At 51.7% G+C, this 13,741-nt stretch carries 14 protein-coding genes; 6 read left to right on the top strand and 8 right to left on the bottom strand.

Annotation, left to right across the window (positions count from 1 at the left end; translation table 11 throughout):
- Positions 1-67: 67 nt before the first annotated feature.
- Positions 68-868, bottom strand: coding sequence for an undecaprenyl-diphosphate phosphatase (locus tag BN6471_RS03540; RefSeq protein ID WP_066645592.1), 801 nt, complete (start codon positions 866-868; stop codon positions 68-70).
- 220 nt (positions 869-1,088) lie between these two features.
- Between BN6471_RS03540 and ychF the strand changes: the two genes are divergently transcribed.
- Positions 1,089-2,186, top strand: a complete 1,098-nt coding sequence (gene ychF, locus BN6471_RS03545; protein ID WP_066645594.1) for a redox-regulated ATPase YchF — start codon at positions 1,089-1,091, stop codon at positions 2,184-2,186.
- A 10-nt stretch (positions 2,187-2,196) separates the two neighbouring features.
- A complete protein-coding gene (locus BN6471_RS03550; protein ID WP_066645599.1) occupies positions 2,197-2,421 on the top strand; it encodes a putative signal transducing protein in 225 nt (74 codons plus the stop codon).
- 50 nt (positions 2,422-2,471) lie between these two features.
- On the opposite strand, the gene BN6471_RS03555 is transcribed toward BN6471_RS03550, so the two are convergent.
- The 4 genes from BN6471_RS03555 to BN6471_RS03570 form a co-directional block, all read right to left on the bottom strand.
- Positions 2,472-3,596: a M23 family metallopeptidase gene (locus BN6471_RS03555; protein ID WP_066645605.1), complete on the bottom strand. Its 1,125-nt coding sequence runs from the start codon at positions 3,594-3,596 to the stop codon at positions 2,472-2,474.
- A gap of 85 nt (positions 3,597-3,681) precedes the next feature.
- Complete coding sequence (locus BN6471_RS03560; RefSeq protein ID WP_066645606.1) at positions 3,682-4,194, bottom strand: Gx transporter family protein; 513 nt, start codon at positions 4,192-4,194, stop codon at positions 3,682-3,684.
- Positions 4,178-4,543, bottom strand: coding sequence for a NusG domain II-containing protein (locus BN6471_RS03565; RefSeq protein WP_066645609.1), 366 nt, complete (start codon positions 4,541-4,543; stop codon positions 4,178-4,180). The genes BN6471_RS03560 and BN6471_RS03565 overlap by 17 nt, the downstream gene beginning before the upstream one ends.
- Complete coding sequence (locus tag BN6471_RS03570; protein ID WP_066645610.1) at positions 4,536-5,546, bottom strand: FAD:protein FMN transferase; 1,011 nt, start codon at positions 5,544-5,546, stop codon at positions 4,536-4,538. Before BN6471_RS03570 ends, BN6471_RS03565 begins: the two co-directional genes overlap by 8 nt.
- Before the next feature lie 197 nt (positions 5,547-5,743).
- Here BN6471_RS03570 and argS point away from each other — a divergent pair, with 197 nt between their 5' ends.
- Positions 5,744-7,435: an arginine--tRNA ligase gene (argS, locus tag BN6471_RS03575; RefSeq protein ID WP_066645612.1), complete on the top strand. Its 1,692-nt coding sequence runs from the start codon at positions 5,744-5,746 to the stop codon at positions 7,433-7,435.
- Positions 7,436-7,479: 44 nt separating this feature from the next.
- Positions 7,480-8,754, top strand: coding sequence for a serine--tRNA ligase (gene serS / locus BN6471_RS03580; RefSeq protein WP_066645614.1), 1,275 nt, complete (start codon positions 7,480-7,482; stop codon positions 8,752-8,754).
- Positions 8,755-8,805: 51 nt separating this feature from the next.
- Here serS and BN6471_RS03585 read toward each other — a convergent pair whose 3' ends face one another.
- From BN6471_RS03585 to BN6471_RS03595, 3 genes are all read right to left on the bottom strand, one after another.
- Positions 8,806-9,513, bottom strand: a complete 708-nt coding sequence (locus tag BN6471_RS03585) for a hypothetical protein (protein ID WP_066645616.1) — start codon at positions 9,511-9,513, stop codon at positions 8,806-8,808.
- A 28-nt stretch (positions 9,514-9,541) separates the two neighbouring features.
- Positions 9,542-11,956, bottom strand: a complete 2,415-nt coding sequence (gene leuS / locus BN6471_RS03590; protein ID WP_066645618.1) for a leucine--tRNA ligase — start codon at positions 11,954-11,956, stop codon at positions 9,542-9,544.
- A gap of 106 nt (positions 11,957-12,062) precedes the next feature.
- Positions 12,063-12,596, bottom strand: a complete 534-nt coding sequence (locus BN6471_RS03595) for an SLOG family protein (protein ID WP_066645619.1) — start codon at positions 12,594-12,596, stop codon at positions 12,063-12,065.
- Positions 12,597-12,728: 132 nt separating this feature from the next.
- Here BN6471_RS03595 and BN6471_RS03600 point away from each other — a divergent pair, with 132 nt between their 5' ends.
- Complete coding sequence (locus BN6471_RS03600) at positions 12,729-12,971, top strand: helix-turn-helix domain-containing protein (RefSeq protein ID WP_066645620.1); 243 nt, start codon at positions 12,729-12,731, stop codon at positions 12,969-12,971.
- 181 nt (positions 12,972-13,152) lie between these two features.
- Positions 13,153-13,740 (top strand): DUF1361 domain-containing protein, encoded by a 588-nt coding sequence (locus tag BN6471_RS03605; RefSeq protein ID WP_162270175.1) that lies wholly within the window; start codon positions 13,153-13,155, stop codon positions 13,738-13,740.
- The last annotated feature ends 1 nt before the right edge of the window (position 13,741 follow it).

The raw sequence follows: 13,741 nt of genomic DNA on the forward strand, positions 1-13,741 counted from the left end.
AAAAGCAGATGCACCCGCTTTGGAACGGGACACCTGCTTTTCTGTTCCGTTTGGAACGCCGTGCTTTTTACGACAGGAACATTGACGGGTTGGTATTGTTCAGCAGGAGCACCGTCACGCCGATCACAGCCGTATAAACCGCAAAGCCGTATAATTTATGCTTGCTGATCAGCTTCAGCATGAACTTGATCGCGATAAAGCCGCATACCGCGGAGACCGCGAGCCCGATCAATACCATGGGGATGGAGACATCGCCCATGCCGTTTTCCGCCGCGTCCTTGGCGCCAAAAACAACGCCGCCGAGGATGGCCGGGATAGACATCAAAAATGCGTATTTCGCCGCGCGTTCGCGGCCTACGCCGGTAAAGAGCCCGCCCGCGATGGTGGAGCCGCTGCGCGAAAGACCGGGCAGAATCGCCGCGGCCTGCATGAGGCCCATGGCCATGGCCTGCGGAAGCTCCACATCCCGCTTACGCTCCATGCGACGCGCAATGACTTCGCACAGGACAAGCACGCCGGTCGTGGCGAAGAAACCGATCGCCAGGTATTTTCCGTTGAGGATATCGGCAAACGCCTGCGGAGCAACTTTTTCCGCGATGAGCGTGACGACGACGGCGGGGACGGTCGCCAAGATCAGCATACCGAGCTTGTTTTTGACAGGGTGCGTGACAATCGCCACGATCTCCGGCCACAAAACGATGAAAACTGCGATGAGCGTACCGACATGCAGCATCACGTCATAGAGGATGGGAACCTCTTTTAAGCCCATCAGTCCCTGAAAAAGCGCGAGGTGTCCGGAACTGGAGACCGGCAGGAATTCCGTGAAGCCTTGTACGATACCCAATACTATCGATTCCAAAAAACCCATAAAATACTCCTTATAAGTTGCGCTCGCTGGCGCTCACTTCGCGGGCGGCAGCTGCGTTTCCCACGCGTGCCCCCCTTTGCCCAAATTTTACGGCCATGCTTGCGGAAAGAACGGATACCGATTATAATAAGATGGTCGTAAGAATGAATCAAAAATGCGCCTACATTTGTATTTTATACTGATTGGCGGCGCGTTACAATAAGGAGTTTCTTAAAATAAAATGAAATTAGGGGTTGTTGGGCTTCCCAACGTGGGGAAGAGTACGCTTTTTAACGCATTGACACAGGCAGGCGCGCAAAGCGCGAACTATCCGTTTTGTACGATCGAGCCGAACTACGGCATCGTTTCCGTACCGGACGCGCGCATGGATTATCTGGCGGAGATTTACCATCCGCAGAAATTTACGCCCGCGCAAATCGAATTCGTAGATATCGCCGGGCTCGTGAAGGGCGCGAGCAAGGGCGAGGGGCTGGGCAATAAATTTTTGTCGCATATCCGCGAGGTGGACGCCATCATCGAGGTGGTACGCTGCTTTGAAGACGACAATATCACGCATGTGGACGGCAGTATCGATCCGCTGCGCGATGTGACGACCATCAATTACGAGCTTATCTTCGCAGATATGGAGACCGTGCAAAAGAGGCTGGATAAGGCGCTCAAAATGCAAAAGACGGGCGACAAAAAATTCAAACTGGAAGCACAGGTCGCACAGACCCTGCTGGATGAACTGGAAAAAGGAAATTTTGCGCGCAATATTGAATTTGATGAAAAGCAGCAGGAGATCATGCATTCCATGTTTTTGCTGACGGACAAGCCGATCATCTATGTGGGCAATATTGCGGAAAACCAGGTGGGGATAAGCAGCCCGCCTATATTGCAGCCGCTTTTGCAGTATGCAAGCGAACATGGCAGCGAGGTCGTGACGATTTCCGCGAAGATCGAGGAAGACCTCGCGGGTATGGACGAAGAAGAAAAACAGATGTTTATCGAAGAGCTGGGGATCGGTGAATCCGGCCTTATGAGGCTGATCAAAAAATCCTATTCGCTTTTGGGGCTCATCAGCTACCTGACGGCGGGTGAAAAGGAAGTGCGCGCATGGACGATCACGCGCGGCACCAAAGCGCCGCAGGCGGCCGGAAAAATCCACAGTGATTTTGAGCGTGGCTTTATCAAGGCGGAGGTCATTGCCTTTGATACACTGAAGAACGAATGTAACGGCGACATGCAGCTGGCTAAGGAAAAAGGGCTCGTTCGCCAGGAGGGTAAGGAGTATGTAATCGCGGACGGCGACGTTGTGCTGTTCCGCTTCAATGTGTAAGGGGCAGGGTATGAAGAGCGTTTTTCTGGTAGCTACCGAAAATAATGTGCAGACGCAAATGATCGTGGACGTCTTAAAGCAGAACAATATCGTATCCGTTGTCCAGGGACGACAGGCAGGCGAGGCACTGGAGGCGTATATGGGTTTTTCCCCTTACGGGGACGATATTTACGTGGATAAGGACGACCTTTCCGCTGCGCTCGACGTGATCGGCGGTATGGAGCAGGAAAAATAAAGTAAAGCGTCAGCAAAAAGGGCTTTCCGAAAGGAAAGCCCTTCTTATGATCATTCCGCTTCCGCCATGACCGCATCCTGCAAATAAGGATATGGGTTCAAATAAACGCCTGACGGATGCAGGATCGCAAGGTGCAGGTGGTTGGCGGTACTGTTGCCTGTATTGCCGGCAAGCCCGACCACATCGCCGCGCTCTACCGTATCTCCCACCGAAACAAGGTTGGATACCTCCACCATGTGGTAATAGTGGTATTGCGTACCGTCGCTGCCGCCGAGCACCACATAATTTCCCGTTCCCTCGCCCGTTCCTACGGCGAGGATCGTACCGTCAACACAGGCGAGCTCTTCTGTGCCTTCCGGGCAGAGGATGTCCGTACCCATATGGCGGCGGGCCCCGCCGTCGCGGTCGTCATACCAGCTGTCCACAAAATTGTAACGTTCCGGGAGCGGGAAAGTCAGCGTTTCGGAAAGCGGCGGGAGGTTTTCGTCCTCCGGTAGGATCATCTCCATTTCCTCATCATAAGCTGTGCTCAAGTAAGTGCACATAAAAAGGTCGTAAGGGATGGACGACGGATCGCTGCCATCCGTGCGCGGCAGCTCATAAAAAAGCTGTTGCGGTTTTTTTGTGGTAACTGTCAGGTCAAAAGAGGCCGAGTCCTCTGTGAAATCCTCGTTTTTTGTTATTTTGACGCGGATAAGTGACGGGAAAAGCCCGACCAGCTCCCCGGGGCTTTCGCACCCATAGGCCACAGACGATAACAGCTGCCAGGTGGGCTCGCCGATATCCGCCGTCAGGGTGACATGCGGGTAATATTCCTCATATTGCCTTTGCACAGCACAGATCGCTTCGGAAAGCCACGTATCGAAACAATCCTGAAAAGATTGCGTGACCTCTTTGTTTTCTGTGATCGCTGCATAGCCCTTTTGCTCCGTATCCGCAGGATACAGCTCCTCAGGCGTGCAATCCTTGGAAAAAGTATGCCCTTTTATGATCTCCTCGAAGGTGGGCAGGACGGCCGGAACCGCAGGTGTGGGCGCGGCGCTTGCCTCGGGCGAAGCGGAAGGGACTGTTACGGATCCTGCCGCCGGGGCCTCCATGGTAAAAGGCACGGCACAGGCAGAAAAAGCAAAGACAGCGGCCATGACGATGATAAAAATACAGGTGTTTTTTTTCATAAATACCGTTCCCCCATCAGGACAGATGGCTTACGATTGCCATTCTGTTATAGTATTTCGACGCAAGCGGCACTTTTCCTTGCAATCATAATATTTGGTGCACTGTTTCCCGGCGGAGCCGCGAGAATACAAGAGCGCACAATACCCCCATACAAAAACCGCATACGCAGCCCATCAAAGCGAGCACCGGAAGGTAATACGATACCTGCGGCGTTGCGGTCAGGAGCGCGGCAACGGCGAGCTGCGCAAGGCTGTGCGTCACGCCTCCCAGCACGCTGACCTTGACAAGGGACAGGCGCCGCAAAAAGAGGCACATGACCAGGATGGAGAGGAGCCCGCCCGCGAGCGAGAAGAAAAGCATGGTCAGGTTCCCGCTGAAAACGGCGGCAAGCAAACTGCGCACGATGCAGATCGAAAAAGCGTACGGCGCGCCCAAATAGTAAAGCGCAAAGAGGGAAACGATATTGGCAAGGCCCAGCTTGAAGCCGGGCAGCGGCAGCAGGGAGGAAATCGCCCCATCCACAAGGGAGAGGGCAAGCGCCACGCCGCACAAAACGGCGGCCAGTACAAATTTTGAGGTCTTATTGGGTAATGCCATCGACATCCGCCTCCCTGCCTGTGATCGTTGCACTCACGCCGTTTGGCGCACACACGATCGATTGTCCCGCATGGGAAATGCCCCCCGTTTTCTCACACTGGTGGTTCGGGCAGTCTGTCTGCACGATACGCACCGTGCCATCCTTTATTTCAAAAATATTTCGATAGGCGCCGGATATCCCGTATATCGTATCCTTTGACAGCGGCAGGGTAGCCATGACCTCGCCGTCCTTGCGAAACACGACCTGCGTACCGGCTTCGCGCGGCAGCGAAAAGAGCCACACCAAAAGAATCGCCGCGGCAATGATCACAGTAAAGATGATATCGCTTTTTTTGACCAGTTTATTCATGGTAATCCTTATTTGTGACGGTAAGGCCATACTTTTCGGCAAACCCGTCCGTGGTGATGACCCGCTTATCGTCTGTCAGGAAAAGCGCGTCCACGCCCTGCTCCTGCGCAAAAGCCACGCCGCGCTCCGCCCCCATGACAAACAAGGCGGTGGAGTAAATGTCCGAGAGGATCCCGCTTGTACAGATGACTGTTACCGCCGCCAGGCCGCTTTCGGCGGGATGGCCCGTTTCTGGATCCAGGATATGGAAATAGTATTTTCCGCCCTGCGTAAAGCCGCGCTCGTAAGTCCCGGAGGTGGAAACAAATTTTCCGTCGAGCGTGAGCTTTGCCATGTAGTCATTTTCGCCACCGAAGGGGTCGCGTATGCCTATTTTATATGCGCTGCCGTCAGGCTTTGTCCCCACGGCGTAGATACTCCCTCCCAGCGAAAGGATCGCAGAGGAAATATCATTGTCTGCGAGGTTTTGTGCAAGGCAGTCGAGCGCATAGCCTTTTACCGCGCCGCCGAGGTCGACCTGCGTGCCTCCCGCGTTGGCGACCGACTGGCCGTTTTCATTGGCGCTGACGCTGATCGCGTTATAATCCGTATGGGCAAGCAAGCCTTCCAGCTCCTCTTCGCCCGGGACGCGCGCATTGTCCGTGCCAAAGCCCCAGGCCGCGACTACGCCGCCGAGTGCGGGATCGAAAGTACCGCCGGTCACTTTGGCCTGCTCGATACATGCCTGCAGAACCTGCGCCGTGGCATCGGAAATTTCCACATCCTGTACGTTTTGGGCATTCATCCTGCCGATATCGCTGGTGGGTATGGTTTTGGACATCTCGTTTTCGATGTCGCGCAATATTTGGTTGTTTTGCCTGACCACGCTGTTGTCGCTGGCATACACAGTCTGGGTGACGATGGTATCCATAATGAAAGATTCGCTCTGCTGTGCAACTGGCGAACACGCGCAAAGCGCGAACATGCAGGATAAGGCAAGGAGCAAGGGGATGATACGTTTCATTTGTATGATAACACCAAAAGCACGACCGCAAAAACGATAAACGGGATCAAAAACAGCAGGCGCTTTATTCCTAACTTCATAATATCTCCTCTTTTTTATGGCTACCATGTTAGTATAACACACAAAATACATTGATAAAACCGCGCTTTTATGATATATTTATGGATGCTAACAAACGAGTAAGGCGAGGGAATAAAATGGATTTGAAAACCGCATTGGCGGAAAAAATAGCGAACGCGGCAGGCATGCAGGGCGATCAGGTTCTTGAAATGCTGGAAACGCCGCCCGACCCAAAGATGGGCGACGCGGCTTTGCCATGCTTCAAGCTGGCAAAAGTGCTCAAAAAAGCGCCGCCGGCAATCGCGCAGGAGATCGCCGAAAACATTGAAAAGCCGGATTTCGTGTCTGAAATACAGGTCGCGGGAGGGTATCTCAATTTCTTTTACGACAGGACATATTACGCGCAGAGCGTTCTTAGCGAGGTAAGCGCCGCGGGAGAGAATTGGGGAAGATCGGATATCGGCGACAATAAGACGATTGTGATCGATTATTCGTCCGTCAATATCGCGAAGCCGTTCCACATCGGCCACCTTTCTTCAACGGCGATCGGCAGCGCGCTTTACAAGATCAACAAATACCTGGGATATAACGTGGTGGGCGTCAACCACCTGGGCGACTGGGGTACGCAGTTCGGCAAGCTGATCGCGGCCTACAAACTGTGGGGGGACGACGACGAAATAAACCGCGACAGCGTTTCCGCCATGCTCAAGCTGTATGTGCGTTTCCATGAGGAAGCGGAAAAAGACGAAGCGCTCAACGAACAGGCGCGCGCATGGTTTAAAAAGATCGAAGACGGCGACGAAGAGGCTATGCGCATCTTTGGCTGGTTCAAGGAGCTGACGCTGCGCGAGGCAAAGCGCGTGTACGAGCTTTTGGACGTGCAGTTCGACAGCTTTGCGGGCGAGAGCTTTTACAACGACAAGATCCCGGCGGTGCTGGATGAACTGCGCGAGAAAAATTTGCTCGTTAAGAGCGAGGGCGCGTATGTGGTGCGGCTTGACGAAGAGGAGCTGCCGCCGGCGATTATCTTAAAATCCGACGGGACGACGCTGTATGCGACGCGCGATCTAGCGGCTGCTAAGTACCGTAAAAAGACGTATGATTTTTATAAAAACCTGTATGTGGTGGCATACCAGCAGAACCTGCACTTCAAGCAGGTGTTCGCCGTACTTAAAAAAATGGGCTACGAATGGGCGGACGACTGCGAGCATGTCGCGTTCGGCATGGTATCTTTAGAGGACGGAACGCTTTCCACGCGCCACGGTAAGATCGTGCTTTTGGAAGACGTGCTCAAAAAAGCGGTGGAAAAGACGCTGTCCATCATCGAAGAAAAGAATCCCGCCCTGGAAGACAAGGAACAGGTCGCAAGCGATATCGGCATCGGCGCGGTGATTTTCTCAACGCTTAGCCAGAGCCGTATCAAGGATATTATGTTCTCGTTTGACCGCGTACTCAATTTCGACGGAGAAACGGGCCCGTATGTGCAATATACGCATACGCGCTGCGCTTCGGTCATTACGCGGCATGAAGCAAACGACGCGGGTATGGACGTTTCCGTCCTTAGCAATGACGAAGCGTTCGCCGTTTTAAAATCCTTGGCGGGTTTCCCGCAGACGCTGCTTGCCGCAAGTGAAAAGAACGAGCCTTTCTATGTGACGCGGCATTTAATAGAGCTTGCACAGGCATTTAACAAGTACTATTATGAATACAGGATCATTGACGATAATAAAGAGCAGACCAACGCGCGGATCGCACTTGCGCGCGCGGTGAAGGATACGCTCAAACGGGGGCTTTCCCTGCTGGGGATCAAAGCGCCCAATAAAATGTGAACGTAGAATAAGTTTATATGATAGAGAAGAGGTTGGAGTAAGTAATGCTGGATTTAAGGACGTTGCGCGACAATTTCAAAACGATTGCGGACGCGCTTTCAAAGCGTGGCAAGGACATTGAGCTGGACGTGGTGATAAAGCTTGACGAAGAGCGCCGCGCGTTGATGACTAAAGTGGAAGAATTAAAGGCAAAGCGGAACAGGATCTCAAAGGAAATCCCCGTGATGAAGAAAAACGGGGAGGACGTTTCGTCCGTCATGATGGAAATGAAAGAGCTGGCGGCGCAAATCAAGGATTACGACGCGGAGCTGCAGATCATGTCCGCGAATCTGGAAAAAAATATGATGACAATCCCCAACCGTCCGGACGCAAGCGTTCCGGCGGGCAACGACGACAGCGACAACGTGGAAATCCGCAAGTTTATGGAGCCCACGAAATTCGATTTCGAGCCTAAAGCACACTGGGATTTGGGAAACGACCTCGACATCATCGATCCGGAGTTGGGCGCAAAGGTCGCGGGCAGCCGCTTTGTTTTTTATAAGGGCCTGGGCGCGCGCTTAGAGCGTTCTGTCATGAACTTCATGCTCAATACGCATACCGAGCAGAACGGTTATACGGAAGTGATCCCGCCGTTCGTGGCTAACCAGAAATCCATGGAAGGTACAGGCCAGCTTCCGAAATTCGCGGAAGACATGTACCACATCGAAGATACCGACCTGTACCTGATCCCGACGGCAGAAGTCCCGGTGACGAACATGTACCGTGAATCCATCCTTGACGGAGCAGACCTGCCGATTTACCGTTGTGCGTATACGCCGTGCTTCCGCGCAGAGGCAGGCAGCGCAGGGCGCGATACCAAAGGACTTATCCGTTTGCACCAGTTTAATAAAGTGGAGCTTGTGAAATTCACACGGCCGGATGAATCCTATCTGGAGCTTGAAAAATTGGTAGCGAATGCGGAAAGTATTTTGCAGATATTGCAGATCCCTTACCGCGTGGTTCTTTTGTGCGGCGGCGATCTCGGTTTTTCGTCCGCGAAAACATACGATATTGAAGTGTGGATGCCGAGCTATGGGCGGTATGTAGAAATTTCTTCGTGCTCGAACTTTGAAGATTTCCAGGCGCGCCGCGCAGGAATCCGTTTTAGGGACAGCGACGGTTCGCTGAAATTTGTGCACACCCTAAACGGCAGCGGCCTTGCGGTAGGCCGTACGGTGGCGGCAATCATGGAAAATTACCAGCAGCAGGACGGCAGTATCAAAGTGCCGCAGGCTTTACGGTCATATATCGGACGCGAGTTCATTCGTGGAGTAAAATAAAAAGGAATAAAAAAGAGGCTGTGGATTTTCCACAGCCTTTTTAGGTTAATTTTATTCCACCGCGTAGGGCTGGAAACCGGTCAAGGCAAGCTCAGCCTTATCAACAGAATCGTCCGTATATGTCAAAATGAACGCTATGATCCGATCATGCACTTTCGTAAAATAATAATCCTGACCGACGAACACGCCGTCGCCTTGATCGATTGCCATAGGAGCTTTGATAAAATCAAGTCCTGCAATCGTCACATGTTCTGTCGTGCCATCGTAGGAATATGTTTCATCTGTCACAATATTTTTTGTCACAGTATCTACGTACTGTTCGGTTGTCATATTTGAAAGCGGAAGCTTTTCAGTCATCATAATCAAATTGGTATCCACAGCAGCAGTGGAAGCCATCAGTTCATATGTGTTTTTGTAGCCTTCGAGCTCCGCAGCATCTACCGAAGACTCCGCAAATTCAGTCAGTTCCGCTTGTGTAGCCATAATAAGGTCGCTGCCCTCAGGAATCGTCCATTGCAGCCCGAGATATTCGCTGGAATATCCAGTATCCGTAAGCGTACCCGGCGCATACTCCGGTATCGGCTCGGGTGTTGGTTCCGGCGTTGGTGTCGGCTCAGGTGTAGCGGAAACCGATAAATCCGGCGTGGCCTCTGAAACCGCCGGGACTTCGGCGGAAGGCTGCGGCGCAGGCGCGCAGCCCGCAATCATACCTGCCATAAGCAGGACTACTGCAACAATAGCGCATGTTTTCTTATTCATTTTTCTTCCCCCCAATTTCCCTTTTATATTATTTCACAACGATATTTACAATACGCCCGGGCACGACGATGAATTTCACGATTTCCTTGCCTTCCCAGAGATTTGCAAATCTGCTGCGCACAAACGCTTCGGTTTCTTCCTTGGAAGCGTCCGAAGAAATATCAAATTTTGCGCGAACCTTGCCGTTCACCTGGATCGCCATGTTGACGGTCGAGCGCACGAGAGCGCTTTCGTCGCACACAGGGTAATCCTGGTTGAAAATGGAATATCCGCCGCCCAAACGTTCCCACATCTCTTCTGAGAAATGCGGCGCGACCGGGGCAAGCAGCAGGCACAGCTTTTGTGCAGCGTCCTTTGCAAAAACGCTGTCCGGCTGTGCGTCTATATATTTGTAAAATGCGTTCACCAGCTCCATGATACGCGCGACCGCCGTATTGAACGAGAAGATCGGGTAGTCGTGCGTCACGTTCTTGATGGCGTAATGCAGCTGGTAGTTTAAATCTGCATCCACCTTGCCGCTTCCTCCCTCAAGCTTTGCGACCGCGCCGACAAGACGCTCCACACGTTCCAAAAAGCGGTTGATGGCCTTGATGCCGTCGTCGTTCCACGGGCCGCCTTCTACATAATTAAAACCGAACGCAAGGTACATGCGCAACGTATCCGACCCGTATTTTTTGATCAGGTCGTCGGGGGAAATCACGTTTCCACGGCTCTTGCTCATCTTTTCGCCGTCCGGCCCCAAAATCGTCCCTTGGTGCACAAGCGACATAAACGGCTCGTCAAAGCCGATATAACCCATGTCGTGGAAAGCTTTGGTAAAAAACCGCGCGTACAGCAGGTGCATGACCGCATGCTCCGCGCCGCCGATGTATTTATCCACAGGCAGCATCTCGTCGACGATCTTTTTGTTCCACGCCTCCTCGCTGTTTTTGTTGTCGGGATAGCGCAGGTAATACCACGACGAACATACGAACGTATCCATCGTATCCACGTCGCGCTTGGCTTTCCCGCCGCAAATAGGGCAGGTCGTGTTGACAAAATCTTCTTTCTTCGCCAGCGGGGACGTACCGTCGGGCGTGAAGTTTACGTCGTACGGAAGCTCGACCGGAAGCTGATCTTCAGGAACGGGCACTTCGCCGCATTTGTCGCAATACACCATGGGGATGGGCGCGCCCCAATAACGCTGGCGCGAAACCAGCCAGTCGCGCAGGCGGTAATTGATCTTAAAGCCGCCGCGTCCTTCCTTGCCCAAATCCTCTAAGATCGCTTTCTTGCCTTCTTCGGTAGTAAGACCGTCATATTTTCCACTGTTTACAAGGATACCGTGCTCCGTAAAGGGCAGTTTATCATCCGTATCCTTGTCCTTTGCGTCAATTACGCGCTCGATGGGTAAATTGTATTTTTCCGCAAAGGCAAAATCTCGCTCGTCATGCGCGGGGACTGCCATCACGCAGCCCGTGCCGTAGCTTGCGAGCACGTAGTCTGCCGTCCAGATGGGAACTTGACGCCCATTGATGGGATTCACCGCATAAGCGCCTGTGAATACGCCCGTTTTTTCGCGCGTGGTGGACAGGCGGTCGATCTCTGTCGCCTTGGCCGCGTATTCCTGGTATTCTTTGACTGCCGGCGCCTGTACGGAGGTCGTGATCTTATCGACCAGCGGGTGCTCGGGCGAAATGACCACATAGGTACAACCGCACAGCGTATCCGCGCGCGTGGTGAACACAGTGAAATCACCGCCGCCCACGATGTCAAATTTTACCTCGCCGCCGCGTGATTTCCCGATCCAGTTTTTTTGCATCAGCTTGGTCTTTTCCGGCCAGTCGATGCGGTCTAAGCCCTCCAAAAGCTGTTCCGCATAATCTGTGATCTTAAAGAACCACTGCGTCAGGTGCTTGCGCGTGACAGCTGTCCCGCAGCGCTCGCATTCGCCGCCCTCCACCTGTTCATTTGCAAGAACGGTCTGGCATGACGGGCACCAGTTGACAGGAGCCGCCTTGCGGTAGGCAAGCCCGTGCTTATAAAGCTGCAAAAAGCACCACTGCGTCCATTTATAATATTCGGGCAGGCAGGTCACGAGCTCATAATCCCAGTCGAAGGTCGCGCCGATCGCCTGCAATTGTTTTTCCATGGTTTCAATGTTTTTGAGCGTGGAATCGCTGGGATGGATGCCGGTCTTGATGGCATAGTTTTCCGCCGGGAGCCCGAACGCGTCAAACCCCATCGGATGGAACACGTTGTGCCCTGTCATACGCATAAAGCGCGCATAGGTATCCGAAAGGCTGTAGTTGTACCAATGCCCGACGTGCAGATTCGCGCCCGACGGGTAAGAAAACATTTCCAATACATAGTGCTTGGGCTTTAAGCTGTTTTTATCAAATTTATAAAGTCCCGTTTCCGCCCATTTCTTTTGCCATTTCTTCTCGATATCTGTAAAGTTCAATTCCTTCGCCTCCGCGGTCACAAATTTCAATATACCCAATTATTATCGGTTATTTTGGGTATAAAGTCAATTATCTGTGAACAAAAGAAGCGGCGGAAACCATGCTTTATTCATATGAAAAAGGAATAAGGCTGTTTGGGTCGACCACGCATATCGAAAGGTCTTTCCGGCGGGCATATCCGAGGGTATACCTCGTACCGCCTGCAGATATCCCGTCATAAACGGCGATCATGTGCATGGAATGATCTGCCAAAAAACGGTTGCGGGCAAGCAGGCAGCCGTCGGTATATTCATTGCCCAAAAGAATTTTGCGGTCTGCCTGCGCAAGGATGCTTTTGTAACGTCCTTGCTCCGCCGCATCCCAACGCTGTGCCTGTGCGAGGTAGGGAATCACGCATACGAGCCGCAGGTGTTCGCCGATCAGTACGCGCAGCTTCAAAATTAGTTCGGCACACAGCATATCAGTACCCTGCGCCATCCCACACAAAAAGGTATCACAGCCGTGCAGCAGCACTTTTTCCAGTATTTCCTTGGTGAGCCGCTGCTCTAACAGCCTGTACTGTGGATGGTCTTCATCGCGCAGGAAGGGCAGCTTGTGGGGGCGGTGCCCGGTGAAGCAGCAAACATGGGTTTTGTTCATAAATATAATCTCCAAATATAGTGATTTATCACTATATTATAACATAAAAAACGAGAATTAGTGATTTATCACTAATATTGAGGTTTTGTGCAGCATATGCTAAAAGTGATAAATCACTAATGGAGATAAATCATGAATACGCAGAAAGCTGTTGCTAATAGAATCAGGCAGTTATGCAAGGAAAAGGGATTTACCCCGAATGGAATTGCCAATTTTGCAGCAGTACCGCAAGGAACAGTGAAAAGTATATTAAATGGCGAAAGCCAAAATCCGGGGATCGTTAACATCAAAAAATTATGTGACGGTTTTGGAATCACCCTTGGCGAGTTTTTCAGCACGCCGGAATTTGACGGGCTGGAGCAGGAGATCAAATAAGGGAATCTTGTTAAAAAAACTGAATAAGCGTTTATGTTTATGGTAAGATTATCATTAAAGGGGACTTGATATGCTTATTCTGATTTGCGGGATAGCCGCCATTAACGTATTCGCAATTTGTTTGATCCTATTGCGTCCTAAGTTTTTTCATACAAAGCTGTATAAACCCATGCTGAAAAATATGGGCTTATCCCTACTGCCGCTTTTGGTACTCATCATTACGATATTCGTGATGGGCGCGGTGATGATTTACCTAAACCCGATCGCGGGGCTGGCCGTCGGTATTGTGGGCATCGTGATTTGGTTCCTGCTCCTTCCCAATGCGGGGTACCTGGTCACAGAGCTGAACTTAAGCCATAGAACCGTTGATAAAACAGAAGTCCCGATATGGTATGATATCATCGCGGTTTTGGCATTATCCATGTCCGGGGTGATGAACACATTGCTCAACGTCATGATGCTGCAGCTTATCTATGCGGTTTTTGTGCACCCGATCAATGCCTTCAATATGGGTTTTGTAAACAACAGAAATTTCTGGATCATTATCTCTGTGATCTTCCTGCTGATCAGCTTTGGCATTTACATCGGAAGGTATCTGCGCTTTTACAGCTGGGATATTTTAAAGCCCAAACGTTTCTTTAAAATTTTAAAGGAGCATTTTGCAGGCCCGGGCAAGGTGAGGGATCTCTTTATCTTTTTGATCTGCTATACGGCGTTCTTCCTCATTATGTACTGGATTGTTATCTGGCCGGTACTCACCAACGCTTGAT

Origin of the sequence: Christensenella timonensis (genome assembly GCF_900087015.1) — a bacterium.
GTDB lineage: Bacteria > Bacillota > Clostridia > Christensenellales > Christensenellaceae > Christensenella > Christensenella timonensis.

Bases quoted from the DNA above. Each gene is read 5' to 3' on its own strand.
- BN6471_RS03550 (WP_066645599.1), top strand. From the start codon at position 2,197: ATGAAGAGCGTTTTTCTGGTAGCTACCGAAAATAATGTGCAGACGCAA.
- BN6471_RS03540 (WP_066645592.1), bottom strand. From the start codon at position 868: ATGGGTTTTTTGGAATCGATAGTATTGGGTATCGTACAAGGCTTCACG.
- BN6471_RS03570 (WP_066645610.1), bottom strand. From the start codon at position 5,546: ATGAAACGTATCATCCCCTTGCTCCTTGCCTTATCCTGCATGTTCGCG.
- BN6471_RS03595 (WP_066645619.1), bottom strand. From the start codon at position 12,596: ATGAACAAAACCCATGTTTGCTGCTTCACCGGGCACCGCCCCCACAAG.
- BN6471_RS03565 (WP_066645609.1), bottom strand. From the start codon at position 4,543: ATGAATAAACTGGTCAAAAAAAGCGATATCATCTTTACTGTGATCATT.
- serS (WP_066645614.1), top strand. From the start codon at position 7,480: ATGCTGGATTTAAGGACGTTGCGCGACAATTTCAAAACGATTGCGGAC.
- BN6471_RS03585 (WP_066645616.1), bottom strand. From the start codon at position 9,513: ATGAATAAGAAAACATGCGCTATTGTTGCAGTAGTCCTGCTTATGGCA.
- argS (WP_066645612.1), top strand. From the start codon at position 5,744: ATGGATTTGAAAACCGCATTGGCGGAAAAAATAGCGAACGCGGCAGGC.
- BN6471_RS03605 (WP_162270175.1), top strand. From the start codon at position 13,153: ATGGGCTTATCCCTACTGCCGCTTTTGGTACTCATCATTACGATATTC.
- BN6471_RS03600 (WP_066645620.1), top strand. From the start codon at position 12,729: ATGAATACGCAGAAAGCTGTTGCTAATAGAATCAGGCAGTTATGCAAG.
- BN6471_RS03555 (WP_066645605.1), bottom strand. From the start codon at position 3,596: ATGAAAAAAAACACCTGTATTTTTATCATCGTCATGGCCGCTGTCTTT.
- BN6471_RS03560 (WP_066645606.1), bottom strand. From the start codon at position 4,194: ATGGCATTACCCAATAAGACCTCAAAATTTGTACTGGCCGCCGTTTTG.
- ychF (WP_066645594.1), top strand. From the start codon at position 1,089: ATGAAATTAGGGGTTGTTGGGCTTCCCAACGTGGGGAAGAGTACGCTT.